The sequence below is a fragment of the Priestia sp. HNGD-A6 genome, from assembly GCF_045784335.1.
GTDB classification, from domain to species: domain Bacteria; phylum Bacillota; class Bacilli; order Bacillales; family Bacillaceae_H; genus Priestia; species Priestia zanthoxyli.
In genome coordinates this window covers 3,510,069-3,536,167 of the sequence record NZ_CP138621.1, presented here as the reverse complement: position 1 = coordinate 3,536,167, position 26,099 = coordinate 3,510,069, and the positions used below count along the sequence as shown (strand labels likewise).

General features: G+C 38.6%; 28 protein-coding genes and 5 tRNA genes. 5 read left to right on the top strand and 28 right to left on the bottom strand.

Translation table 11 applies throughout. The annotated features are described in order from the left end of the window. Window positions 1–144 precede the first annotated feature (144 nt). Window positions 145–528 carry a Spx/MgsR family RNA polymerase-binding regulatory protein gene (locus SCI76_RS18060; protein WP_028411612.1) on the bottom strand — a complete coding sequence of 128 codons (384 nt, stop codon included), beginning with the start codon at window positions 526–528 and terminating at the stop codon, window positions 145–147. A gap of 261 nt (window positions 529–789) precedes the next feature. Here SCI76_RS18060 and SCI76_RS18055 point away from each other — a divergent pair, with 261 nt between their 5' ends. After that, window positions 790–1,026 (top strand): DUF2626 domain-containing protein, encoded by a 237-nt coding sequence (locus tag SCI76_RS18055; protein WP_013059179.1) that lies wholly within the window; start codon window positions 790–792, stop codon window positions 1,024–1,026. A gap of 37 nt (window positions 1,027–1,063) precedes the next feature. Here SCI76_RS18055 and SCI76_RS18050 read toward each other — a convergent pair whose 3' ends face one another. After that, window positions 1,064–1,696 (bottom strand): MBL fold metallo-hydrolase, encoded by a 633-nt coding sequence (locus tag SCI76_RS18050; protein WP_063248514.1) that lies wholly within the window; start codon window positions 1,694–1,696, stop codon window positions 1,064–1,066. A gap of 209 nt (window positions 1,697–1,905) precedes the next feature. On the opposite strand from SCI76_RS18050, the gene SCI76_RS18045 reads away from it, so the two are divergent. After that, entirely contained in the window at window positions 1,906–2,082 is a 177-nt protein-coding gene (locus SCI76_RS18045) for a DUF2759 domain-containing protein (protein ID WP_028411614.1), read from the top strand. A 35-nt stretch (window positions 2,083–2,117) separates the two neighbouring features. On the opposite strand, the gene SCI76_RS18040 is transcribed toward SCI76_RS18045, so the two are convergent. The 24 genes from SCI76_RS18040 to SCI76_RS17925 form a co-directional block, all read right to left on the bottom strand. Continuing rightward, window positions 2,118–3,020: a M14 family metallocarboxypeptidase gene (locus tag SCI76_RS18040; protein ID WP_063248513.1), complete on the bottom strand. Its 903-nt coding sequence runs from the start codon at window positions 3,018–3,020 to the stop codon at window positions 2,118–2,120. Window positions 3,021–3,131: 111 nt separating this feature from the next. Next, window positions 3,132–4,100, bottom strand: a complete 969-nt coding sequence (locus SCI76_RS18035; protein WP_013059183.1) for an ROK family glucokinase — start codon at window positions 4,098–4,100, stop codon at window positions 3,132–3,134. A 2-nt stretch (window positions 4,101–4,102) separates the two neighbouring features. Further along, window positions 4,103–4,309 (bottom strand): YqgQ family protein, encoded by a 207-nt coding sequence (locus SCI76_RS18030; protein WP_028411617.1) that lies wholly within the window; start codon window positions 4,307–4,309, stop codon window positions 4,103–4,105. 181 nt (window positions 4,310–4,490) lie between these two features. Continuing rightward, window positions 4,491–6,011, bottom strand: coding sequence for a rhomboid family intramembrane serine protease (locus SCI76_RS18025; RefSeq protein ID WP_221832010.1), 1,521 nt, complete (start codon window positions 6,009–6,011; stop codon window positions 4,491–4,493). Between the two features lie 134 nt (window positions 6,012–6,145). After that, entirely contained in the window at window positions 6,146–6,322 is a 177-nt protein-coding gene (locus tag SCI76_RS18020) for a hypothetical protein (RefSeq protein WP_013059186.1), read from the bottom strand. Between the two features lie 51 nt (window positions 6,323–6,373). Then, on the bottom strand, window positions 6,374–7,171 hold the full coding sequence (locus SCI76_RS18015; protein ID WP_047749836.1) for a DUF92 domain-containing protein: 798 nt from the start codon (window positions 7,169–7,171) through the stop codon (window positions 6,374–6,376). Further along, window positions 7,158–7,724: a 5-formyltetrahydrofolate cyclo-ligase gene (locus SCI76_RS18010; protein WP_028411620.1), complete on the bottom strand. Its 567-nt coding sequence runs from the start codon at window positions 7,722–7,724 to the stop codon at window positions 7,158–7,160. Before SCI76_RS18010 ends, SCI76_RS18015 begins: the two co-directional genes overlap by 14 nt. Before the next feature lie 49 nt (window positions 7,725–7,773). Beyond that, window positions 7,774–7,923: a 50S ribosomal protein L33 gene (gene rpmG, locus SCI76_RS18005; RefSeq protein ID WP_013059189.1), complete on the bottom strand. Its 150-nt coding sequence runs from the start codon at window positions 7,921–7,923 to the stop codon at window positions 7,774–7,776. Between the two features lie 242 nt (window positions 7,924–8,165). Beyond that, complete coding sequence (locus SCI76_RS18000; protein WP_221832008.1) at window positions 8,166–10,445, bottom strand: sugar phosphate nucleotidyltransferase; 2,280 nt, start codon at window positions 10,443–10,445, stop codon at window positions 8,166–8,168. Then, entirely contained in the window at window positions 10,442–12,760 is a 2,319-nt protein-coding gene (locus SCI76_RS17995; protein ID WP_221832005.1) for a glycosyltransferase, read from the bottom strand. The genes SCI76_RS18000 and SCI76_RS17995 overlap by 4 nt, the downstream gene beginning before the upstream one ends. Further along, window positions 12,753–13,247 (bottom strand): DUF4912 domain-containing protein, encoded by a 495-nt coding sequence (locus tag SCI76_RS17990; RefSeq protein ID WP_034271122.1) that lies wholly within the window; start codon window positions 13,245–13,247, stop codon window positions 12,753–12,755. The genes SCI76_RS17995 and SCI76_RS17990 overlap by 8 nt, the downstream gene beginning before the upstream one ends. A gap of 67 nt (window positions 13,248–13,314) precedes the next feature. Continuing rightward, complete coding sequence (locus SCI76_RS17985; protein ID WP_155404466.1) at window positions 13,315–13,521, bottom strand: hypothetical protein; 207 nt, start codon at window positions 13,519–13,521, stop codon at window positions 13,315–13,317. Window positions 13,522–13,640: 119 nt separating this feature from the next. Next, complete coding sequence (phoU, locus tag SCI76_RS17980) at window positions 13,641–14,300, bottom strand: phosphate signaling complex protein PhoU (RefSeq protein ID WP_013059193.1); 660 nt, start codon at window positions 14,298–14,300, stop codon at window positions 13,641–13,643. A gap of 22 nt (window positions 14,301–14,322) precedes the next feature. Continuing rightward, on the bottom strand, window positions 14,323–15,120 hold the full coding sequence (gene pstB, locus SCI76_RS17975; RefSeq protein WP_370506071.1) for a phosphate ABC transporter ATP-binding protein PstB: 798 nt from the start codon (window positions 15,118–15,120) through the stop codon (window positions 14,323–14,325). Window positions 15,121–15,511: 391 nt separating this feature from the next. Beyond that, entirely contained in the window at window positions 15,512–15,640 is a 129-nt protein-coding gene (locus SCI76_RS17970; RefSeq protein ID WP_255256887.1) for a hypothetical protein, read from the bottom strand. Between the two features lie 126 nt (window positions 15,641–15,766). Continuing rightward, a complete protein-coding gene (locus tag SCI76_RS17965) occupies window positions 15,767–17,944 on the bottom strand; it encodes a penicillin-binding protein 2 (RefSeq protein ID WP_221832003.1) in 2,178 nt (725 codons plus the stop codon). A 161-nt stretch (window positions 17,945–18,105) separates the two neighbouring features. Further along, window positions 18,106–19,383, bottom strand: coding sequence for an MFS transporter (locus tag SCI76_RS17960; protein ID WP_221832001.1), 1,278 nt, complete (start codon window positions 19,381–19,383; stop codon window positions 18,106–18,108). A 129-nt stretch (window positions 19,384–19,512) separates the two neighbouring features. Further along, the gene (gene sodA, locus SCI76_RS17955) at window positions 19,513–20,121 is read right to left on the bottom strand and encodes a superoxide dismutase SodA (protein WP_407544057.1); all 609 of its coding nucleotides are present in this window, start codon (window positions 20,119–20,121) and stop codon (window positions 19,513–19,515) included. A 197-nt stretch (window positions 20,122–20,318) separates the two neighbouring features. Next, a tRNA-Ser gene (locus tag SCI76_RS17950) sits at window positions 20,319–20,411 on the bottom strand. A gap of 11 nt (window positions 20,412–20,422) precedes the next feature. Beyond that, window positions 20,423–20,499 (bottom strand) — tRNA-Ile (locus SCI76_RS17945). Window positions 20,500–20,502: 3 nt separating this feature from the next. Next, window positions 20,503–20,577 (bottom strand) — tRNA-Asn (locus SCI76_RS17940). Window positions 20,578–20,617: 40 nt separating this feature from the next. Beyond that, a tRNA-Met gene (locus tag SCI76_RS17935) sits at window positions 20,618–20,691 on the bottom strand. Window position 20,692: 1 nt separating this feature from the next. Next, a tRNA-Asn gene (locus SCI76_RS17930) sits at window positions 20,693–20,767 on the bottom strand. A 62-nt stretch (window positions 20,768–20,829) separates the two neighbouring features. Next, entirely contained in the window at window positions 20,830–21,315 is a 486-nt protein-coding gene (locus SCI76_RS17925; protein ID WP_028411626.1) for a DUF456 domain-containing protein, read from the bottom strand. 343 nt (window positions 21,316–21,658) lie between these two features. Here SCI76_RS17925 and SCI76_RS17920 point away from each other — a divergent pair, with 343 nt between their 5' ends. Next, complete coding sequence (locus SCI76_RS17920; protein ID WP_255905617.1) at window positions 21,659–22,441, top strand: DUF1189 domain-containing protein; 783 nt, start codon at window positions 21,659–21,661, stop codon at window positions 22,439–22,441. 151 nt (window positions 22,442–22,592) lie between these two features. Here the strand turns inward: SCI76_RS17920 and SCI76_RS17915 are convergent, their stop codons facing one another. Then, entirely contained in the window at window positions 22,593–23,804 is a 1,212-nt protein-coding gene (locus SCI76_RS17915) for an MFS transporter (RefSeq protein ID WP_053074054.1), read from the bottom strand. 76 nt (window positions 23,805–23,880) lie between these two features. Here SCI76_RS17915 and SCI76_RS17910 point away from each other — a divergent pair, with 76 nt between their 5' ends. Further along, the gene (locus SCI76_RS17910) at window positions 23,881–24,213 is read left to right on the top strand and encodes a hypothetical protein (protein ID WP_028411630.1); all 333 of its coding nucleotides are present in this window, start codon (window positions 23,881–23,883) and stop codon (window positions 24,211–24,213) included. Window positions 24,214–24,364: 151 nt separating this feature from the next. Next, a complete protein-coding gene (gene ispG, locus SCI76_RS17905) occupies window positions 24,365–25,468 on the top strand; it encodes a flavodoxin-dependent (E)-4-hydroxy-3-methylbut-2-enyl-diphosphate synthase (RefSeq protein ID WP_201763664.1) in 1,104 nt (367 codons plus the stop codon). 36 nt (window positions 25,469–25,504) lie between these two features. On the opposite strand, the gene SCI76_RS17900 is transcribed toward ispG, so the two are convergent. Further along, complete coding sequence (locus tag SCI76_RS17900) at window positions 25,505–25,870, bottom strand: hypothetical protein (RefSeq protein ID WP_013059205.1); 366 nt, start codon at window positions 25,868–25,870, stop codon at window positions 25,505–25,507. Between the last annotated feature and the right edge of the window lie 229 nt (window positions 25,871–26,099).

The window sequence follows — 26,099 nt, the reverse complement described above, 5'->3', positions numbered from 1 at the left end:
CTTTTCTTCGCTTCAGTCCTTGTACACGATGTACAACTTCTGTACACCTCTAAACGATTACGTAAAAAAAGACAACGTGATGTAAAACTCTACGCTGTCGTTTTATTCGTTATTTACTGAATTGAGCTTCTTCATCATGTATGCTTACACAACTAGAGACGCAAGACTTGTTTTTTTCTTGACCAAATTTTTAAGTGCAGATTCGTTATAACCTACTACAAGCTTTTTGCCATCCGTTAAAATGGGGCGGCGAAGCAAACGAGGATGTTCAATTAATAGATTGACTACTTGTGATAACGTCATGCTGTCCACATCAACATTTAACTTTTTATATTCCTGACTTCTTTTAGCAAGAAGTTCATCCATCCCTTCTGTTGTCATAGAAAGAAGTTCAAGCATTTCTTTATGAGTAGGTGTTTCTCTAAATAAATGACGCTCTTTAAAATTTACATCTTCCTTCACTAGCCACTTTTTCGTTTTACGACATGATGTACAGCTCGGGTACGTATAAAATTTAATTTCTTCCATATGAAACCCTCCCGTTTTTTAGTTATAGATTGTTTATATACATTGTACACGTTTTGTATAACATTTGTATAGTATTTTGCATACGTTTTGTATAACTTTTTTTCTTCTGTCGTATTTCAAGGAAAAGATAGCGTTTTCAGGAAAGAAAGGATGTATTATAATGGAAAAGTATCGATATAGTTTCATAAGTGCTTTCTAGTGCTTACACAGCGATGACATTCATCATGACACTAACTAAGTTTGATAAAGGAGGAAATGGACGTGGAACGAATGTACCGTGTAATGGGGTTCTGGACAGCAATTTTCACTGTAATGTTTTACCTCGGTCACATGCATAAGACTTCTTTACTCTTTTTAGCTCAAACAGGATTTTTTGTAATTCTTAGTTATTTAAAGCTGTCTGAAAGAATGTACATTTACGTTTTTGGAGCATATTTGACCGTCTTTTTTGTGGGGTTCACGTACTGGTCAACTTTTATGATGACACCAGGACAGTAAAGAGAAAAGCGATGGGCTTCCATCGCTTTTTGTATTCTTAAAACCCATTTAGAAAAGGATTTTGATCCATTTCGTGTCCCACAGTTGTTTCAGGTCCGTGACCGCTTAGTACAAGCGTATCTTCTGGAAGGGACAGCAATTTCGATTCGATGCTTTCTAACAGCTGAGCTTGATTACCTCCAGGTAAATCTGTGCGCCCGATGCCGCCTGCAAAAAGCGCGTCACCAGATACTACAAAGTTACCCGGTTTGAAATAATATGAAACGCTGCCAGGAGAATGACCAGGCGTTTCATACACCTCAAATTGGAATGAACCGATTGTTAAATTGCCTTCTGATGAAATAATATCGGTTGCATCTGGAGCTGTAATTTCTCCTAGGTCAAAAAATTTCGACCCGTTTAAGTCACTATTATGAAGCCATTCTTTTTCCTTTTTATGTACATAAAGCGGGATAGAGTAGTGATTCATCACCTCATCTACTCCTCCAATGTGATCGAAATGAGCGTGTGTCAGCAAAATAGCTAATGGTTTATACGTTTGTTTTTCGAGAAATTCAACGAGCTGTTTTCCCTGAGCTCCCGGATCAAAAATTAAACATTCTTTTTTTTCGTTAGCAACGACATAACAATTCGTTTGAATAGGTCCTAGCGGTATACGATGATAGTTCATAATGTGTCCTCCTTGTGTAAATTTATTTCCGTTATATGCATTATCATACACACATCATCTTATAAATGAAAGTAAGGACCTTTCTAAGCCAAAGAAGCAAAAGAAAGATTGGTTTCCATCTCGACAAACGGTTAGAAAAGTTTTACAATTGAAGGGATAAGCTAATGATAGCGCTTTAATTTTAAGTTACCTAAAGGAGGTTTCTTCGAGTGGGTCTTATGATTATTTTTGCACTAACAACATTGCTAGGCGTATTTGCAGCTATTTCATCTTTGAGAAATAAAAACATATTAGGCATTGGTTTTTCGGTACTAACATTCGGTGTATTCGGATGGTTTACCGTGATGACCATCATACATCACGGCTATCCGGCGGTACATCATTAAAAAAGCCATGCAAAGCATATGCTTTGCGTGGCTTTTTAAATAGACAGATAATCCATTGCCGCAACTAAAATAGCTTTAGTCGGATTATATACGCGCGATATTTGAGATAAAGGCAGCGGATTAATCCCTTTCCCCAATTCTAGGGTGAACCCCAGCTTTTTCTTTTCTAAAATAAACCAATCCTTGAATCCCGCGTGACTATCAATCGTTTTGACAGCTTTATAACCGCTTACCCTTTCAAAATAGCTTGCTATTTCCTCTGCTTCCTCAGGCTCTTCATTCATATACCCCCAATAAAATTCTTCTCCTTGGGTATGTAAAGCAATCACACAATCAAAATCATGACGCTCAACGAGTTTTACCATTGCCTGAGCTTCAGGTTCAGAGAGAGATTCATAGCCTGGAAAATCTCGATAATGCGGCGCTTTAGGTTCTTTACGCTTTTTTTCGATTTCCCAATAAGCCGGAAACTGATTGTTTAAGTCCACCCCTCGGATATTTGCTTTCCAGCTTTGAAAATCTGGAAAATCTCTCCCTATTTTAGAAAGAAAAGACGCATAAGGTTCGCCTACACCAGGACCTTTTAAGACCAGATCTACTCCGTCTGGGTTAACAATTGGAACTGCAGAAAGCGTAATTTGATTAAAAAGAGCTCTTGAATCTTGCCCGTTCAACGCCTGATCATAATGAAGAGCAGCTAAATAATCTTCCATAAAGTGTAGAAGAACATTTGTCGTAATCCATTCATTAGCATGAAACGACGCATTGATATGAACCTTTCTCTTTCCGTTTCCAATTAAAATATGAGGAATCGGCTTTCCAAGCACGCTGCACCCTATCCATTCAAGAGAACCATAGGGATAATAAGTCAAAAGTGTTTGTATGTCTTTTATGGTTCGCTTGTAATCGTAAGGCTTTTGGATATCTATAATTCGCATAATCTTCACTCCTTTACACTATGTATATGTAAAGATTGAAAAGATGCATGATAAAAAAGCGCTTTGACATTTAGTCAAAGCGCTTTTTTATCTCAGTTAGATTCATGCTTATTATTCAAAATAAGATTTAACTAACCAAGCTCCTCCAATAATTCCCGCATCGTTTCCTAAAGTAGCGATTGCTAGCTCAGCACCTTGCGCTACGCGAGGAAATGCAAAACGTTTGAAATAATCTCTTACCGGTGCAAGTAATACCTCGCCTGCACGAGATACACCGCCACCTAGAACGATTTTCTCAGGGTTTAATGCATTAGCAGAGTTTGCTAGTGCTAGGCCTAAATGAAAGGCAACTTTATCTACAACATGCATAGCTAACTCGTCTTTTGAACGAGCTGCATCAAATACATCTTTAGATGTAACTTGTCCGTTTTGTTCTAACACTGTGCGAAGCTCACTTGGTTTGTCCGTTTCCGTTAACTCTTCCATCGTTAAACGTACAATCCCAGTTGCTGAAGCAATTGTTTCTAAACAGCCGGTTTTGCCGCAGTTACACGGTGCCCCGCCTTCAGGAATAGATGTGATGTGGCCAATCTCACCAGCTGCTCCATTTACGCCTTGTACAATTTCACCGTTGGCAATGACACCGCCGCCAACACCTGTGCCAAGCGTAACGCACAGCAAATCTTTTGCTCCGTCTCCAGCACCTTTCCACATTTCTCCAATCGCTGCAATGTTTGCATCATTGTCTACTACAACAGGAAGGGAAGTTTCTACTTCCAAGATATCTTTGATAGGGAATTTTTCCCAACCTAAATTGACAGCTACTTCAATCGAACCGTTTGCAAAGTTGACAGGCCCCGGTGCACCAATACCAATTCCCACCAACCTTGACTTTACTTCTCCAAGATCGTTTAACTTTTTATCAATTGCTTTTGCAATATCTGTTGGAATCTTACGGCCTTGCTCGCTCACATCCGTATTAATTTCCCACTTGTGAATGATTTCTCCATAATGATTAATAAAGGCCATTTTTATTGTTGTACCGCCTAAATCAACTCCAACTAACCATTTGTCATCCATGTTCATTCATCCTTTTTCTCTTTTTGTTGTTTTAACTCTCGACGAAGCAAAAGAATTGCCATTTGGTAATCACGTACATCAATCAAATTAGACTGATATAATTCTTTTACTTCCGCTTCCATCAGCTCTAAATCAGCAGTACGATCGCCTACGTATATAAAAATGCCGAAGGACTTTAATAATTGTTGTACATCATATAGCGTATTCATTCTGTCACCTTTATCCTATTTTCTAGGTGATATGATTCATTTATTTTGAGATAACTCAACAGTCATTCAGTCATAAACAGCGGCCGTATTTAACGCCCACTGCTAGGTCTACATATTAATATTCTAGTAAACGTTCTCACAATAGTAAAGTATAAAATATTAAATTCGTCATTCAACAGTTTTAATTTTCTAGCTGTCGCTTCAGCTTTTCATATTTTTTACTTTGTGGTTCAAGCGCAATTGCTTTGTCGATATTTTGTGTGGCCGCTGAAATATCGTTCAGTTTTATATTCACCAAAGCTAAATAGTAATACGCCTCATGAAAAGTTGAATCATACTTTACAGCCTGATTCAATTGCTGTTTAGCTTCTTTATAATTTTCAAGATAAAGTTCTGCGCTAGCACTGATAAAATATATGTCACTATTGCTTGTCCCTTTTTCAATAAAAAGCTTGATGGCGTCTTTTGCTTCTTCATACTGTTTCTGCTGAAGATACGTAGCCGCTACGCTGAGTGCATATGGCTCATCTTGATAAACAGAACGCTCATGATATCCATAAAAAAGCAGACTTCCTACTAATAAAAGTGTGCAAATGAAAGCCGGAATCTGAATATACAGCTTTTTTTGTTTCGGTAAACTGACGATGCTTGCAGCTAAAAATCCGCCAACCAAACCGCCAATATGCCCTGCATTATCGACGTTCGGCGCAACAAATCCAAAAATCAAGTTAATCACAATGATGACAATGAAACTCGATCCCATTGTTCGAAAAAAGAAGCGTGGATTTGTTCTTGCTAAAAACAGTAAAGCTCCAAAGCAACCGAAAATGGCCCCTGAGGCTCCTGCGGAAATAGACGTATTCCATATAAAACTTCCTAGAGATCCTGCAAACCCGGCAAATATATAAATAAAGACAAAACGCCCGCTGCCATATATCCGCTCTACAAGCGTTCCTAAATAATACAGGGCTACACTATTCATAAGCAAATGCAGAAGTCCTATATGCAAAATTATAGGTGTAAAAAAACGCCACCATTCGCCTTCTATAATTAAGGGGTTATATTTAGCTCCGTATTGAATCAGAGTGAGCGTATTTTGCGTACTGCTTTTCCACTCCAGAAATAGAAACATTAAGATTTGCATCGCTAAAAATATATATGTAAAAATAGGCTTTCCGTATCCAGCTATTTGCTGTTCTTCGCTTTGTTTTTTCTGCACAAAAAGCACAATTTTATGTTTCCACTGTTCTATCTGCTGAGCTTCTTCTTCGGAAGAGAAATTGTCTGCGCTTTCTAATGTAAGACCCAGCCGTTCGAATAGAGATTCATAAGCGCTTGCTTTCTCTGCCGTTAGTTGTTCAACATAACTATTCACTTTAGAGGGACTCGGCGCACTTTCTAAGGACTGCTCTGTATAAAAAGGATCAAAATCAGCAAAGTAAATTGTGTTAAGAGTAAGCGTTGATTTACCGCCCTGCTTTCGCACATTCTCAGCTCTTTGTAATGCATACAATACATCTTTTTGCTGCTCAACGACTGATTTGAAATTACGGCGGACTATGCGAATTATTGACTTATCTTTGCGATAGTGAGATTGAAACCATAGCTCTGAAGCATCAGCTTTCATCGAAATCAGCTCATATGAAGAATGGCCAAGCAATTGCTGTGCCACCTGCAAATAATAAAAATCTTGCCTAGACAAATAGTCACCTCCTCACACTCTCTATATGTAAAGATGGCAGAAAGCCAGGAAAAAAGCAACGATTTTCCCTTTTTCTTTTTCTACGAAAAAACACCTTACATGTCTGTAAGGTGTTTTTTATGTATCTTTCGCTCTTAGCGGAAGACCTGCTTCATTAAACGATCCCGAACAAACGGCAAATTAAAAAATGAACGAACAGCTAGACTGCGGATAAATGAATTTCCAAACAGCGAATTTAAAACACGGTATCTCATTTGGTAGCCCAGCGTTCCAACAACTAAAAGCGTAAGTACTAATACAATATGTCTCATTTTCAAGCCTCCTTACGTTTACTTTGCTCCTATGACGAACATTTTATGCTCTTATATAGGTAAAAGCAGGATAAGGATTCCGCCTGTAAAAGCAGCAAGCAAAATAGCGGCAAGATTCACAACATCATTGTTAAAGAACGTTATTCCTTTTTCTTTTACGGTTGGCTTGCCGCAATGATCTTTCCGTTCCGTTTCAATACCGCAGCTTTGACAGCGAAAGCGAACTTGCACACTTGCTCCAAGAAGAGTGTCTATAGCGTTTCCAATAAAACCAAAGCACCCAACTAGCAATATACTACTCAGCGATACGGATGGAAAAGCAAAATAACAAGCGGCAGCAATAAGAAAAGCTCCGGCTGCTCCGGCTGCTGTACCTAAAAGTGAAACGGCTCCTGAAGTACCCGCTTCTACTCTCTTTAACGTCCAAATGTAAAACGGCGGCTTCTTACTAAGAGACCCTATTTCAGATGCCCATGTGTCAGCATTAGCAGCTGAGATACTAATCATAAACATCCACATGTAAACAGGCAAAGCTGTTGCAGCATATAACAAACCGCAAGCAGCAGCTACACCTCCATTAGCAAGGACTTGAATGTAATCTCGCCTGTCGTGCTTCTCTAGCTTTTCTTCTAATGCGCGTTTTTTTTCTTTTTTATACTTACTACACAACGTAGAAGTGCTAAAAAATAAGAGTAAGAGTAAAAAACCTTGAAGCGAAAAACCGATATAAACGCTCGCTCCTACGATGAAAGACATGCAGGCTCCCGATACTGTCAGTGCTTTTGCTATGTAGCCCGCTCCTGCCATGAGCAATATCACGATTATCATGACAGCATCAAACGGATTCACAGCAAATAAGCTCCTTCTCTGTCAAAATATATTCAACGGGAATATCATGAGATTCATATGGAACCTCTGAAACGACTTGACAATCAAACGCAAGGCTTAGCTTCTGTCCAGTATAATCTGTTAAATACCGATCGTAATAGCCGCCTCCATAGCCGATACGATATCCATTCTTGCTATATACCACGCCAGGCACAAGGAGTAAATCAATTGAAGATTTTGAAACGGGAACCGTTTCTTCAACAATTGGTTCGGCTAACCCGTAGTACACTGTTTCAAGCTGTGAAAAATTCGTAATCTCGTAGAAAACCATTTGAGATGTTGTGGGGTTGCATTTTGGAACAGCTACTTTCTTTCCATCTTTCCAAGCCCGTTCAATGATGGCTTTCGTATTAACTTCTTTATTTCTTGAAACCGTAGCTGCAATGACTCTAGCCTCTTTCCATAAACAAGTTTCATACAGTGCATTTGCTATGCTCGTTGAATGTGCCTCGTGCTGCTCTTCAGAAATTAAATTAAGAACGCGCTTCATCTCTTTGCGCAGATGAGATTTCATTTTAATTCCCCCCCTATAAAAAAAAACAGCAGGATTGTACTCCTACTGCTTACTTTGTTTCACGATGAAGTGTAACTTTTTTAAGTCTTGGGCTGTATTTTTTTAACTCAAGACGATCTGGGTTATTACGCTTGTTTTTAGTTGTAATGTAATTACGGTCACCAGTTTCAGTGCAAGCTAATGTAACGTTTACGCGCATCTATTTTCCCTCCAAACATTATAAACATAAATCAGACTTTAATATAATATCATTTTTCGAAAGGAAATGCCAGTCTGTTTTTTTGAAGAAAGTCATTTAATTTCATTTCTTCACTTTTTCTTTCCTCTTAGAGTCCTCAGCTCCTTCTCTGCTACGCCTTATATATAGATGAAGTTTCTTAAAATAGGCGGAACTCTTTTTATGAGAGGCGTACTTCCTTTCTTTTAAATAAAATCCATTATTTACACTCTTTGATATTCTTGTATTTTTTCTACAAAATATGCCGACAGCTTCTTGGCAGTCTGAGTGTTTAACGCCTCTGAATAAATATTTAATACAGGCAAGTGACCATCGGGCAAAATAAGCGTCCATTCATGAGGATCATGGTAAATTTTCAAACCATCAATGACATACACTTGTTTACCGATTGCTTCTTCTAATAACTTCTTCATCACTTGTTCTTGAATTTCTATCGGACATGAAATATAGCGCCAGTTCATATAAGCGTGAGGGACATATTGAATCATTTCAGAAATTCTACGCTGTTGCACCATAATTAATTCGATCAGCTGACATAAAGCGTACATGGCATCTAACTGAAATTGAACGGGCCCCAAAAGACTAAGCAAGTCACGTTTTTTTGCTTTTGTCCTCATAAATGATTGATTGAGAGATTGAGCAAATGTTTCTAGTGTGGATGAATAGTGTATAGGAATAGGAACGAATGCTACTTTTTTTGTCATGTATACGCTATAAATATAAAGCGACATAATTTCTGAGTCATTTACGCTGCAGCCTTTTTCATCATATAGAGCAAATGTTTCTCCATCTTCTTTAATCTGAATACAAAAAGACAGCTTATTTCGTTTAATTATTCGTTTGATTTCTTCTGTTTTCTCCCATTTGTTTAAAAATAAAACGCGGACACGAAGACGCTTACATAACAATTCGACAACTTCCTGTATAAACGGCGAACAAATTACGCCAATCCGCGTACTGTCTTCTAATAAAACATGCTGATTAATTGATTTTACTAAAGCATCACAATATTCTTCCCTGATATTTCCTATGCTTGTTTCTTTAAGTGAAACAGAAGTTGTTATGTTTGCTTGTTTAGCTTGAAGGTACATCCGCTCAATCTTTTTTTCAATAAGCTGATTAACTAATTGCCCTTTCTTGTCATATATTTCTAAAAAGAGGCCGCTGCTTTTGCTATCCACACCAATGTAAATACCAATCCTCGCTTGTGAAGTCATCATGTAATATCGAAATACCGGAAGAGCTTCTTTTTTAATATCATACACAGCTGAATGATTACTCCGTAAAAAAGAAAAGCATTCTTTGCGAAGTTGAATGGCTTCTCCTTCATCATCGCTTGCTAGACAGAACGCCCCTTGGTGTTTGCATACGAGTAATAACGCATTGTATAGTCTTTCTCGATCAACAGATGAATGTACATACAGGCGACCGTTTTTGAAGATAGAAACATCTGGTTTTACAGAAAGTTGAGGTAGCAATTGATTTTCAGCTACTGTATCTTGGACATACGTAGTCATTGCTTGAACATTTACATAGGGACCTATCGTAGCGTTGTATAAAAACGATTCTGCCCCCACCGTTACGTTTTGAAGCAAAATCGTTTTATCGATTGCAGCATGTGCTTCTATGATACTATTGGTTCCGATAATCGTGTAAGGACCAATTGAAGCACCTTTTCTAATCACCACATTTTCTCCTACGTAAACCGGATCGTAAATAGTCACCCCTTCTTCTATAAGCGCATCATCTGAGACAATACTTTCCTGTCTATTGCCGAACCACTTCCTCCACAGATCATAGTGTGCTTGACGATAATGGTGGATTTGCCCAATATCAATCCAATAATCTTCCGTTACAAAACTGCACACAGTATGATTATATTCCAAAAGCAGCGGGATAATGTCAAAGCTAAAATCTGTAGGACCATAAGAATTCACGTAATCAAGAACGGATTTTTTGATCACATACACTCCCGTATTAATCAATCGGCTATTGGCCTGTTCGTAGGTCGGTTTCTCTACAAATCCCGTGACTCGATTCCCTTCATCTATCGTCACCACTCCATAACCCCGCACGTCGTTTACTTCTTTTGTAACAATGGTCATTTCGCTTTTTTGTTCATAATGAAAATGAATAACGTCTTGAAGATTAATTTCTGTTAAGGCATCTCCACTAATAATAATACAGTCTTCCTCAATAAAGGCCTCTGCTCGCTTAATTCCGCCCGCTGTTCCAAGAGGCTCTTTTTCGATAAAATAAGTAAGCGTCACTCCCCACTGAGAGCCATCCCCAAAGTATTCAATAATTTGTTCATGCCTATACTGCAGCGTAATCCCAATCTCTGTAATTCCATGTTTCTTAAGCAGTTCAATGCTATATTCCATCACAGGTTTATCGTAAAGCGGCAGCATAGGCTTTGGAATCGTGTAGGTCAAGGGCTGCAGTCTTGTTCCTTTACCGCCAGCAAGTATAATGGCTTTCAATTTTTTGCCTCCCTCCTTTTTTTATCTTGGCAAATGTGATGTTGAAACAGCTTACTTGTATCAATAGCGATTTTCTCCCAGCTAAACATCGTTGTTGCTTTTCTATACCCATTTTCGCTGATTTTCGCAGCTATTTTTTCATTTTTTAACAAAAATTCAATACAGTTGATTAATTCGAGCGTATCTCCTCTAGCAAACGTCAGGCCCGTGTCGAAATGTGAAACAATATCGCTTAGACCTCCTGTATCGGCAACGATGGTTGGCTTCTTGGCTACCATCCCCTCTAAAGCCACAATTCCAAAAGGTTCATATAGACTTGGAAAAACAACCATTTTGCAAGCTTGAAGAAGTTGATTTCGTTCGTTATCGGTAATGTATCCAATAAAATACACGTATTTGTCTAATTGCTTTTCACTTACCTGTGTTCGAAATTCATGAAGTAAAGGCCCTTTTCCCGCCACAACAAATTGAACATCTATTTGTTTTTTCTTAAATAGTTCCGCTGCTTCAATAAATAACTGAAATCCTTTTTCATATACAATTCGTCCAATTGAAAAAATAATAGGGGCCTTTCTAAAATTATATTTCTTTTGTAAACTTTCTTTTAACCGTTCATTTACTGCGTCGACTACCAGCTGCTTGTCAATTCCATTTGGAAATATAGCAATTTTATCCTGTTCTACGTGAAATAAAGTGATTAATTCTTTCTTCATATAGTCGCTGCAGACAATGATTGAGCTTGATTGTCTAATCAGCTCCTCTTCTTGCAAGTGAATTTTCTGCTGCATGTCATTATGAATACCATTATTGCGCCCATGTTCTGTCGCATGAATGGTCGTAATTAGCGGCCTATCCGTTTTATCTGCTAAACATTTTGCTGCGGATGCAACAAGCCAGTCATGAGCATGAATAACGTCAAAAGACAGCTTGTAGCCTAACTGCAGTCCTCTAAGAGCCATAGCCACGTTCAAACTGTTTACCCATGTCAAAAAATCCGGATGATGAGGCTGCAGGCTTTTAACTCTGTAAACGTGAACACCGTATAAACGTTCATATTCCGGCAGCCCCTCTACATAGGTCGTTAATACACTAACGTGATGGCCCGCTCTAGCTAACGCTCTGGATAAATCAAATACATGTCGTGCAAGTCCTCCGATAACTAGAGGAGGGAATTCCCATGCAAGCATTAAAATGGCGAGACCGCCTTTATATTGATTTACTGATAAAGCCGACGGCTCTATCTCTTTTACAGGGTATAAAAAAGAACTTCCTGAAAGAAAACTGTTTTCACTATCCATCCTTGGATTCTCTTCGTGACAGAGAAAATCAAACAGCTTTATTTGCCTTTCGTATTCACCTCTGACTTTTTCAAAAGTATAAAGCCAATCGCTGCTACTTAAAAGGAGCCACTGTCGGTAGATAGCATTCACCACGCTAGGATGCTTAAAATCGATCACACCTAGCATCGCCTCTGACTTCTGTACGGTTGAAATAAACAATTGATTGTTCTCACTGACAAATTCGGCGCTTTTTGTTGCACCGTAGAGTGCAAGAGTTTCATTTTGATAAAACTCTATATCCCTCGCGTAATCTAAAGGATATTGAAATGTACCGCTTGCTGCTTGCATTCGCTGAAAGCCAAGCGTGTCCTTCGCTTTCAAATCCAAAACAGCGCTCGCTTTATTCATTGTTCCTTCCTCAACTTGTTTTCCTTGCTTAGGATATGGAAACAAGATAATACCAGCAGGGGACTTTTTTAGTTCATCTGTTGATGACTTCACAAAGGTATAGCGCATTTCATGAGATTTCAGGAGCATATCTACTTGATGAGTATACTCTCCTTGCTGTATAAAAAAACCGACGGGCTTTTTTTCAAAAAACTGTTGAAAAACACGTATTGCTTCTGTAATTTGGAGATTTAATGTTTGTTCTGTTTTAAGGATGGAAACGAACGCGTTCGTTACGGTAGTAGGAATACATTCCAGCATGTCATGCTGAAAGAAATATTTGCAGGCTGAGAACAAGCTCCCGTCCCATTTTTTTAAAAAAGTGAGTGCTCTCTGATGCTGCCGGCTTGAAAACTGGTGTAAATACTGAGCGTAACGAGTATTAAACTCCTCGTCGTTTAATACGTTCAAAAATACACAAGACATCACAGCTGTTGCACCTATCAATTTTTCAGACTCAATTTGATCTAAAAAAGGGATGAATTCGTTCGTTACTTGTTCAAACAGCGGATACTCACTCTCTGCTTGAAGTACATGTAGCAACGGATAATGCATATAAGTTAAAAGAATACAGTCATCACTATTCATATTGCTTCTTCACCTGCTCCAAGTCATTTGAATATAAGGAATATGTGCTAAATTCATTTTGAACACCCTGGTGAACTTTTACAGGTTCGTACATCCAGCTCAACGACGTTACATTCACTTGTTCATGCTGTTCTTTCATCAAATAAACCGGATTCGAACGAAGAAGGGAAAAAAAACTTCCTTCTTTATCTTGAATACCAATATCTATTACATACGTGCGCTCACTTTCCAAGCTATTCATAAATATGAAGTCTTGCTTAGGAGTAAGACCCTTCATATAATAGCGGTTTGATTCATGGCCGTTAAAATGAAGGCCTGTTATATCATACGTACACATAGCTAGATTCAATTCTTCCCATCGTGTCGAAAACATACTTTCTACCATTTCTCGAATATGCTCTGAAAACGACCAGTGAACATAAATACGAGATGAGTCAAGCTGAGTAGCTATACACACATTTAAGTTTTGAATAAGATTAGGAGCCACTGTTTTATCACTTCGTTTCTTAGATTGTTTTTTCTACATATAAATGCCGTATAAACTTATTAACATCTTACCATTCAGAAAAAGTTGCTACAATAAACGCAATTTGTCGATTTGTGTTAAAAAATCCAGGCCAGCAAATTGGATGCATGAGCCCGTATGAATCGTTTGTTACACCGCTGTTGATTTCCGTGCAAAATGTCGCTTTCCGAGGGCGGCGATGAGCCTCCTCGTCGCTTCCGCTTTTCCTGCAGGAGTCTTTGCCCTTCCCTCTCATTAACAGCTAGAAGCAGCTACATTAAACCTACGTTTCTCGATACAATGAAAAAAATCCGAACGATTCATCGTTCGGATCTTCCTTCAACTAAAACACTTTTGTCCCAGCCTCTTTTTCCACTATTCATTTAAATCGTAGCGTTTGCCTTTTACAAGGTAAAATACGCTTTCTGCTACGTTAGTGGTATGATCAGCCATACGCTCTAAATAACGGGCTACAAATAAAAGCTGTGTAATTTGGTTCATAGCCTCCTGCTTTTCTTTAGCAAGACTTAAAAGTTCTTTAATTGTTATTCCGTAAAGCTCATCCACTTGATCGTCCATTTCCGCTACTTTTTTAGCCAACACAAGATCTTCTTCGTGATAAGCTTTTAACGAAAGGCTCAGCATTTCAATCGAAATATCGTGCATTTTCTTTACATGTTCTAACGGCTTAATTAATTCTTCGTTTCCAATTCGTATAGCTGATTTTGCTACATTAACGGCAAAATCTGCCATACGCTCAACATCCGAAGCAATTTTAATTGCCACAATAATACGTCTTAAATCAATAGCCACGGGCTGCTGCTTTGCAATCAGTAGGATAGCTAGATCATTAATTTCTTCTTCTAAGTCATCCACGTATGAATCACCGTCGATAATTTCTAGCGCCAGCTCAACGTTACTTGTTTGCAACGCTTCAATTGATTTTGATAACGCCTCATGCGTTAAGCGCCCTATTTCTAATAATTTTTCACGTAATATCTTTAAATCACCATGAAACTTTTCGCGTACAACCACTCATCCCATCTCCTTGTATGTCTTAACCGAAACGACCTGTAATATAATCTTCTGTGCGTTTATCAGATGGCATTGAGAAGATTTTATCTGTTTCTGCGTACTCTACCACTTCTCCATTTAAGAAAAATGCTGTTTTATCTGAAATACGTGCCGCTTGCTGCATATTATGTGTAACAATAATAATGCTGAAGTCTTTCTTTAATTCTTGTACTAACTCTTCTACTTTTAATGTCGAAATTGGATCGAGTGCAGAAGTAGGCTCATCCATTAAAATAACGTCGGGTTCAATAGCCAAGCAGCGCGCAATACAGATACGCTGCTGTTGTCCACCTGACAACCCATTCGCATTTTGATTCAAACGATCTTTAACTTCGTCCCAAATAGCTGCTCCTCGTAAACTTTTTTCAACAATTTCATCTAGTTTTTTCTTGTTGCGAACGCCATGAATTCTTGGACCGTACGCGATATTATCATAAATAGATTTTGGGAACGGATTTGGTTTTTGGAAAACCATTCCTACTTGCGTGCGCAGCTCTTCCACATGGTACGATTTATCAAAAATATTTTTTCCTCTATACTCAATTTCACCTGATGTACGGACAATTGGCGTCATTTCTACCATACGATTTAACGTTTTAATATATGTTGATTTTCCGCAGCCCGATGGACCGATGATCGCGGTAACTTCGTTAGCATGAATGTCTAAATCAATATTTTTTAAGGCATGTGTGTTGCCATACCATAAATTCAAACCTTTTGTTTTATATACAATTTCTTTTGTTTGCGGAGTATTTACTTTTTCTTTGTTAGTCAATTCCATTGTTATTGCCATTGGATAATCCTCCTTCATCGTCTTTAACCGTTTTGAGCACAATAAAAGTCTCTCTATGTCTATTTAATATCTATTGTTTACTATTAGTGTAAATACATACGAGAAGCCGAACGCTTCCCCTTATTTTGATCATTTCTATTAATCCTTACACTTACAGAATAATAGCCGACTATTAATTGTGTTTTAACTCAATGTAAAGCTTTTGTAAACGAAGGCCTATCTGCGTGTTTTTTAGGTAAAAAACTAGTTCTTACGACCCTTAAATTCAATAAAAAACCATATATGTAAAGATTTCTAACAAAAAAAAAGAAGAGGTTGAGACATAACTAAATTAATTTGATATAAAGATAAGTAAATTAGATAAATAAGCCAGTACGAATCACTTCTGACACCACTGTTGATTTCCGTGCAAGCAGGCGGCCGGTGAGCCTCGTTGTCGCTTCCGCTCCTGCGGGGTCTCACTTCTTCCGCTTTTCCGGCAGAAGTCTTCGCCCTGCCCTCCAATCAACCGCTTAAAGCACCTACTTACATGAAATCTACGTTCACCCTCTCAATAAAAAAATCCGAACAGCGTTGATTCTTAATCAACGTCGTTCGGATCTTACTTCAACTAATCTGCTTTTTCCCAGCCTCTTTAATTGGCGTCGTTTGCAATGACAGCCTGTTGATTCTCTTCTTGATCTTTTACTTCTTGTTCACCTTTTTTCTTTAAATCAAAATACGTATCGAGCGCAGAACGAGCAAGCTCTTTTGTAATGGTATTTGGTGCACTTGGCACAAATGCCGATGGTACCACGACAGCTACTGCAATTTCAGGATCATTTGCCGGAGCAAAGGCCACAAAGTTTGAGTTATTAACTTTAATCGGATCCCCTCCGCTTGGGTTTTTCTCATAGGCTTGTGCCGTTCCAGATTTACCAGCAGGATTATAGTTCGCTGTATGGAAAGCTGCGTACCCTGTACCGCCTTGTTCCTGCGTAACCCGCTTAAAGCCATTTTGAACATCTTTAATGTATTCTTCTTTCATCGTGATACGATTTAACACATCAGGTTCAAATGAATGCTGCGTACCGCCAATTTCATCGGTTTTTATCGTTGGCTTTCGGATTTCTTTTACTAGCTGCGGCTTGATGCGATACCCTCCATTAGCTATTGCAGAAGTATATTGAACAAGCTGCAGCGGCGTGTACGTATCATACTGGCCAATTCCTAAATCAAGCGCTGTACCTGGAACATTGCTTCCGCCTTGTACACCTGTTGATTCGTTATCGAGGTTTATGCCTGTTGATACGCCTAAGCCGAACTGACTGTAGTACGAACGCAGTTCGCTGAATGTGTCAGGTTTAATCGGTAAAGTCATGTTCTTGTGGTACTGTAATCCAGCCATCGCCATTACCGTTTTAAACATAAATACGTTGGATGAATATTTTAACGCGGATGAATACGTTAAGGGTCCTAACCCCTCAGCCTCAGCTGATTTCTTAATTGGTGTTCCTTTAATTTTTAACGGTTCATCAACGAACACTGTGTTTGGCTTAATAGCTCCTGAATCTAAGCCAGCTAGAACCGTTGCCCCTTTTACAACAGAGCCCATTGTATAAGATGTTGAAATATTCCCTAATGCAAAATCTTCTATTTTAGGTACCCCAGTCTTCTTATCAATGGTGTATTTTTTACCTGCCATTGTTAAGATTTCTCCTGTGTGAGGATCCATCATAATCACAAAAGCACGGTCTAAAAACTGCGTTCCTTTCATTTTCTTTTTGGCTAAAAGCTGGTCCGTAATTTGTTTTTCTACCGCTTTTTGAAGCTCCATATCAATAGTTAAAACTAAATCACTGCCGCGTTCGCCTTTCGACACTTGAATTGTATCAAGGAGATTTCCTTTATCATCTGTTACATACTGGACTTTTTCTTTTTGACCGCTGAGCTGAGCTTCGTATTGCTTCTCTAAATAGCTCGTCCCAACTTGGTCATTTCGACTATAGCCTCTTGATAAGTAATACTGTACTTTATCTTTGGGCAGACCCTCGTTGGCAGAGGATACATTTCCAAGCAAAGTACGGAGAGTGCTGTTTTCTGGGTATGAGCGATCCCAATACGTTGTTGTATCAACACCCGGAAGTTCATCTAAATGCTCACTTACAACGGCATACTCTTCATTTGTCACACCGCTTTTAACAATTTGCGGGGTGTTAGAATAACCTGCCTCCATTTGGCGCTTAATAGCTAGAACTTCTAAATCACTCTTTAAACTTTCTAAATCTTTTTTAGAAATGCGGTCTAACTGACGTTGATACAGTTCGTCATCAGTCATTTCACCATCTTGAACTTTTTTACGATCAGCTTTCGTAATTTTCTGCTCCGCTTCTTTAGGGTGAAGCATAATCCAATAATCCTTCATGTCACGTTCTGTAATTTTTACCACGTTTTTAGCATCTTTATTCTTTCTATTTTCTGGAATATCAATCACATTTGTGGTGTAAGAAACATCGATCATAGTGGCTAACTTTTTAGCGATGCGCAGCCTTTCTTCAGCTGTATTTCCTTGAAAACGAGTATATGTAATCGTATTTAAAGAGGTATTATCTACAATTACGCGGTTATACCGATCGTACATTTTCCCTCGAGGAACAGGCGTACTGACTGTAACGTCCTGTGTTTTTTCGACTTCTCGTTCGTAATTCTCACCGTACACAATTTGAACAAGTCCCAACCGCAAAATTAATACGGAAAATAGGGCAAATACGGTCAAGAAAAGTAAGTTCACACGAAAAGGCACGTGACTTTTTCTTCTTTTTTTCTTTTTCATACCAACACCTACACTTTATAAAACATATATACCATAACACCATAAAATCAGACATTTAGCAAATAAATAGACACCTGGCAGGTGCCTATTTACACAACGTATTTATTCTAAAAGAAAAGCGAGGCATTTTCCATAGTACAAATGAAGGAGCTGATAATACTCTAAGCTGGAGACTCTCCGTCTCCTTCATTTAATACTGGAGGAGTAACAGTCGTTTCTTTTTTGTGCAGAGGCTGTGAGATATGTCTTACACAAAAATAAATGACCGTATGCCCTGCTCCAACAATAGCTAATAAAATGGGAATACTTTTTGCTTCATCAAAAAATAGTACGGCTATTAAAAATAAAGATATGGAAACAACGCGCCCAATATTCAGAAATACTTCTCTGACAACAATGTATTCGATTCTTTTTGAAACAACGTCCTTTGCTCGTCCAATCACATCGTACGTTAGAGAAATGAATGGAACCAACAAAATAGGATAGGCAATGGCAATACAAACAGCATATATAATTAACTTTGGATACGATAAGTTAAAGATAAGCAAAAAGACTGCTCCATAGAGAAGGAGGCCCCCGGTGAAAATAAATCGAAGGCGGTTTTTTTGCTTAATAAATCTTGAGGCTACATAGTATCCTACAAACGCCACCGCTGAATTCACCAGTCCATAAGTTCCTAAAGCTAATTCACTTCCCGTCGTAATAAATACCATAACGGATACGACAAAAATGAACGTACCTTCACGCAATCCTTGAAAGAAATGAGCCTGTAATATTCGATTCCAGTCTTTGTTGACTTTTCGTTCAGCCCACACTTCTTTAAATTTGTATACTCCTTCAGCTGCGCGTCTTGTAATAAAAAAACTAAGCACAACGGCACCGACAAACAATAGCAGAGATACACCAAACACAATTTTATACCCAAGTGATTCATACAAAGCGGAAATAACAAAGCCCGCTCCTAAAGGACCAATCATCCCTGCAAAAGAGTTTAAGATCCCTAAAAATCCGTTAAAAAAGTCTCTTGTATCAGGTTCTGTAATTTCAAAAGTTAGCACATTAAAAGCTAGCCAATAAAAGCCATATCCTATACCTAGCAGTCCACCAAGCAATACTAAATACTCGGCTGCGTTAGCTCCACTGACCAATACAGCGATATAAAAAACAGCTAAAAAAGATACGCCTAACCTTAAAACCACAACCCGGTCAATTCGTTTGGCCCATTTACCTGCTAAAATAAACGTAAGCGGCTGAAGCACCACTACCGCTAAATTATAAATAGCGAGATCCGAAAATTCGCCTGATTGTTTCCACAGATAAATGTTAACAAACGAATTGGAAATTGAAATAGCCAAGGCATAAAGACCGCCTATAATTAAAAGCAAAAGTAAATCTTTACTAACTTCTACATCTCCAACTACTTTTTTTAATAAAGGCATATCAAAAAACTCCTTTTCTCTTCTACACCTAGTGTGTGAAAAAGAAAAGGAGATATGTAAAAGAATTGGAAAACAAAAAAGCCAGTAAAGGTAATAATTACTTTACTGGCTCTTAAATACGTCTTCAGCTTATTTTGCAGCGTCGTAACGCTTAGCAACTTCGTCCCATTTTACAACATTAAAGAATGCTGAAATGTAATCTGGACGGCGGTTTTGATAATTTAAGTAGTAAGCGTGCTCCCAAACGTCTAGACCAAGAATTGGCGTTTTGCCTTCCATTAATGGGCTATCTTGGTTTGGTGTGCTTGTTACTTCTAATTCGCCGTTGTTTACAACTAACCAAGCCCAGCCAGAACCGAAGCGAGTTTTAGCTGCATTTGCAAATTCTTCTTTGAATTGATCAAAGCTGCCGAATTTGCTAGCGATAGCGTCTGCTAATTCACCAGTTGGAGCACCGCCGCCGTTAGGGCAAAGGATTGTCCAAAATAATGAGTGGTTCGCATGACCGCCACCGTTATTGCGTACTGCTGTACGGATATCTTTAGGAACAGCATCTAAGTTTGAAATTAACTCTTCAATACTTTTGCTTTCTAAATCCGCTTTGCCTTCAACAGCAGCGTTTAGGTTTGTAACATATGTGTTGTGATGTTTTGTGTGGTGAATATTCATTGTTTCTTTGTCGATATGTGGTTCCAGTGCATCGTATGCATAAGGTAGTTCTGGTAATTTGTAAGCCATGAATAATTCCTCCTTCAAAATATGTAAGCATTTTGGCGCAAAAGCACCATATACGTTTAGATTAGCAAATTTACCCTACTCTTTCAAATAAAAAGTACCTAATCCATGATTTATATTTACCTAATTCCCATTCGCTATTCTTTTAAACATAAAAAAAGCTTCTTTTTCTCAAAAGAAGCTTTGAATAGACAATAGTATGGCGGAGGAAGAGGGATTCGAACCCCCGCGGGCTTTAACACCCCTGTCGGTTTTCAAGACCGATCCCTTCAGCCGGACTTGGGTATTCCTCCAACCCTATAAATGGTGGACCCTGCAGGACTCGAACCTGCGACCGGACGGTTATGAGCCGTCTGCTCTAACCAGCTGAGCTAAGGGTCCACGTGGCTCCACAGGTAGGACTCGAACCTACGACCGATCGGTTAACAGCCGATAGCTCTACCACTGAGCTACTGTGGAACAATATGAATTATGTATGTCACAAACGTAAATTGGAAAATAGCGGCGGAGGGGATCGAACCCCCGACCTCACGGGTATGAACCGTACGCTCTAGCCAGCTGAGCTACACCGCCATGGCTCCACAGGTAGGACTCGAACCTACGACCGATCGGTTAACAGCCGATAGCTCTACCACTGAGCTACTGTGGAACAATATAACATTTACTAGCGACATTAAAAATTTAACATGTTTCTGGCCTAAAGTCAATATATTATTTTAAAACAGCGTATAAAAAATAGGCAATCATCAACAGTTGAATAAATCCTTTCGAGATAGCGCCACTAAAAAAGCCAATAACCGAACCTACTCCAATTTTTACTGCGTTGCTAATTGTGGTCCGATGAACAATCAGTTCTCCTACAATCGCTCCGATAAACGGCCCTAAAATAATTCCAAATCCCGGAATAACAAACGGACCCACAAGCAATCCAACTGTACTTCCCCAAACGCCTGCTTTAGTGCCTCCGAATTTTTTCACACCAATAATATTAGCGATATAGTCTGCTAAAAAAAGTGCGACAACTAACAATCCTTGTATCACCCAAAATAACCAGCTATAGGAGCTAAAATCATAAAATAAACCGTATATGACAAATCCTAGCGCTACAAATAGCACGCTTGGGATGATGGGATAAACCAACCCAACAAACGATACAACAAAGCTAATGATAACTAATGCCCAACATAAAATAGCCATGCCCGCACCTATCCTTTTTATTATTACTATTTATCATACAATAACCACTCCTATAAAGAAAGACCTTGCACCACGAGACCTTCCTTTATTTTACTTTCGAATATATCTTCAGATAACGATTTTTGAGTGTACCACTGCACTATTGACAGCACAGTCCTCAAACTGCCCGTAATAACCCCCAAAAACAATGACAGCAAAATCTGTACATATAAAGAAATGCTTTTGACAAAACGATCCATCGCACCATTGTAATTGGTAACGTTTTCTAAAATCTATTGTAAACCTTAAATTTCCGCTATAAAATAAGGTACAATCAGAATTTTCAATAATAGGAGGCTTTACAATGAGCATGCTGAAAAAGATAGCATGGAGTTTTACTTCCTTCAAAAAAATAAGGTCGCTTCGCTTTGAGCATACGAATAAAACAATTGGCTTTGTGCTGTTTTTAACATTCATTTCTTTGCTGCCTACATTTTTCTTTATGACTTTGACGATTGTAAACGGCTATCATACCGCGACTACAGATCTCCCGAAATCTGTTTCTTTTTTTTCTATTTCAAATTCACAGCTTACGTCAAGCCAACCTTTCACAAAAAAAGTAAACGGTACCGTTTTTACCTTAGACCCCTCACAGTCTATTGAACGGTTTCATTCCCCTGCTCATGCAATTGGTTTTTTAAAGGATGGAATTTACATTACGACTAATTCACAAACACAAACGTATTCATATGAGTTGCTAAACTGGCATCATAAAGATAAAAATGAACTGTTAAACTTGCTGCACGAACAAAAATTTTCTTTATACATACTTGTCCCTATCGCTATGCTTTTACTGTACGTATTAACATCTGGACTAAACTTCCTTTCTATTACCTGCCTTGCTTATGTTGGAAAACTGATTGGACTCATCACTAAGAAGCAGCTTCCTTTCAAACAGCTATGGGCACTGAGCGCTTATAGTACGGTAGCCTTCACGCTGCTTTATACGCTTTTTGAAGCTTCTTCTTTGTCTCTAGCAACACATAGCTCTCTTTACTGGATAGGAACGTTCTTCATTTACTTATTGCTCGTCACAAGGGTTCCTATGAGAAAAAAGGTAAAACCTAATAAAGCGATTGAAACATAACGAAATGAATCCAATCAACCGCTAGAAGCACCTACATACATAAAATCTATGTTTACCCTGCCAATGAAAAGCTCCGAACGAATTTAATTCTTGATCAAGAATCAAATTTGTTGGGAGCTTCTTCAACTAACATACTTTTGTCCCAGCCTCTTTATTTCTGTACAACTTTTCTTCTCCCCATTGCAGAAGAAAAAATTTTCAACTGATACAAAACCCACAAACCTCCTGCTGCGAGCAAACTAAAGCTATAAATAAACATCAGCCTTTCAGTATGCATCCACACTTCAAAAACAACGGGTCCCAACGCTACTCCTAAAAATCTCACCGTTCCATAAATGGATACAATAAATCCTCTTTCTTCGTCTGAAGCCGCTGAAGTAATCATCATATTAATACAAGGAAGAACAAATCCTAAGCCGCCAAAGGCGACTGTCAAACAAAACATCAGCACAGGAAGCGTATAAATCACCGTTAATACGCCAAACATTACAAATAAAAGAATCATTCCTACTATCATCAATTTTTTCATGAGCACTACATCTGTTTTGATTCGCTGACCGGTCCAATAAGAAACGAGCGTCATCGCTCCAAGAGGAAATAAAAAAGCGGTTCCTTTGAAAAAACCGTCTATATGATACGTTTCCTCTATTAAAAAAGATAAGTAATATAAAATGCCAAATAATAAAAACAACCCCAGTCCCCCGACAAAGAATAAAGGAAAAAGCGATTTTCTTTTATCATAGACAATCCCAATGGCTCTCTTTAAATACTCTCCAACAGATACTGAATCTGAACCTGTTTTCGCTTCTCTCACATACAAGGCTATACCTACTAAAGCAGCACCTGCAGCTAAAGGATACACAAAAAATGCGGCATACCATACAACGAGTGCCGCCGTTGCTCCAATTATAGGTGCAACCACTTTTCCAGCTCCATTATATACTTCTAAAATCCCAAGGACTTTTGCTCTTTTTTCCCCTGTAAATACATCTCCAGTTAATGCCATTGCCAACGTTGTAGTACCAGCAGCGCCAATCCCTTGAATCACTCTTCCAGCCATCAACACAGCAAAGCTTCCAGAAGAGACCAAAGCGCTACTAGCAGCGACAAGGCTACCGATTATCATCACGATGAGGGAATACATAATTAATTTTTTACGTCCATATCGATCTGATAAAATTCCTACCGCAGGAATACACAATGCAGCCGGAATCGAAAATACACTCAGTATCAAACTGGTTTGGACTCCACTTAAGTGAAGTGACTTTTGAATGCTTGGCAGCAGAGGAATGAGCATGGAATTTCCCAGCACCATGATGAAAGGCAATAAGCCTAATGAAACAATCATTAATTTTTCTTTCAATTTTCGTTCTCCAATCATATTTAAGTAAGACAAGCATAGGCTTTACACATAAGCAAAAGAATGAAGGAGGAGCGTAATGAAAAAGCTATGTGCATTAGCCGCTTTCGCTTTTATCGGATATATTTGTCACTACGACATTAAATACGGGACCATTCCTACTGCGACTGAAGCAGTTCAAGTCAGCAAAGCGCAGCCTGCAGAAACAAAAGCCGCCAGCTCTTCTTCCACCTATACAAAAATAAAAATTAAGCCAGGCGATACAGTTTTGTCCGTCATTGAAGAGCTTACAAAAAAATCGATACCGGTTTCTATGAACCAAATGATTAAAGACTTTAAGAAGTTAAATAACGGTACAGCGCCTGAAGATATTCAAATTGGAAAAACGTATAAGTTCCCTATTTACAAGTAATGACAGCATTCTTCTTGTCAAGATGGGATAGTCATTGTTAAAATAGCTAAGGTAGTACTTTCTACTAGTTATTTTGTTCATAAAGAGTTATTCTATTAATGAATTCAAATTCTTGATTTCATTTTGAAGGAGAGATTATCACGTGAGTGAAATTATACATCGTACAAAAACACGCCCCGTCAAAGTTGGAGATTTAACAATTGGGGGCAGTAACGAATTAGTTATTCAAAGTATGACAACCACTAAAACACATGATGTTGAAGCAACGGTTGCAGAAATTAAACGTTTAGAAGAAGCAGGATGCCAAGTTGTTCGTGTTGCTTGTCCAGATGAGCGCGCAGCAGATGCAATCCCTGAAATTAAAAAACGCATTAACATTCCATTAGTTGTAGATATTCATTTTGACTATCGCTTAGCGTTAAAAGCAATTGAAGGCGGAGCGGATAAAATCCGTATCAACCCAGGTAATATTGGACGCCGTGAAAAAGTGGAAGCTGTTGTAAATGCTGCAAAAGCTAAAAATATTCCAATTCGTATTGGAGTTAACGCCGGTTCACTGGAAAAACGTATTTTAGATAAATACGGCTATCCGACAGCAGATGGCATGGTAGAAAGTGCACTTCATCACATTAAAATTTTAGAAGACCTTGATTTCCATGACATCATCGTTTCAATGAAAGCATCCGATGTTAACTTGGCAATTGAAGCATATGAAAAAGCTGCTCAAGCTTTTGACTACCCTCTTCACTTAGGAATTACAGAATCGGGTACATTATTTGCGGGAACTGTAAAAAGTGCAGCAGGTCTTGGCGCTATTTTGTCTAAAGGAATCGGAAATACATTACGTATTTCTTTAAGTGCGGATCCTGTAGAAGAAGTAAAAGTTGCACGCGAGTTGCTAAAATCATTCGGTTTAGCTTCCAATGCTGCAACGCTTATTTCTTGCCCAACTTGCGGACGTATTGAAATTGATTTAATTAGCATTGCTAATGAAGTTGAAGAGTATATTTCAACTGTAAAAGCACCGATTAAAGTAGCGGTACTTGGCTGCGCTGTAAACGGTCCTGGCGAAGCTCGTGAAGCTGATATCGGGATTGCAGGAGCACGCGGTGAAGGTCTTCTATTCCGCAAAGGTGAAATCGTACGCAAAGTTCCGGAAGAAACAATGGTTGAGGAACTAAAAAAAGAAATTGATAAAATTGCTGCTGAATATCACGCAAAGCAAGAAGCTGAAAAAGCTGCAGCTAAATCATAACCAAAAAAAGCGAGGCGCATATGCGCCTCGCTTTTTTTATGAAAAGAACGGTAATATAAACGTACCGACAATAATCGATACAACTCCGATCCCTATTGCCCATGCTCCTAGCGTAAGTGCTCCTTTTCTGCGTGCGATAAACCCTAGAATAATCCCAGCGGCACCAAGAATAATTGGTAAAAAGAATAGTGAAAGAATCGAAAGCACGAGTGCGAAACGACCGTATCCCGTTCCTTCTCCTCGTCCAGCGACTTCATGATTGCGATTGCGGTCAATATCTATAACTTCACGCTCTGCATGTGGCTCTCCTACTCGGTAAGGAACGCCCACTTCAGCTGCAGTTTCTTCCATGAAATCAGCTTCATATACATCTTTTCTACGCCTTTGTTCTTCATTCTCCATGCTTAATCCCTCGCTTTCGTAAATAAGGAGCATTTATAGTATCTGAATGCGAGAAAAAATTATAAGTGTTAATCTTATACAGCTGCTCATTTTTTTGCAAAAATAGATACCTGCACGATTCCCACACCGTATAATCATCCTTATCTTTTTTCTTAAGGAGTATAAAAAGTATTACTGTTTCTCTTTAGGCTTTATGTTACACTAGACAAGAATAATCAAGCACCTAAGT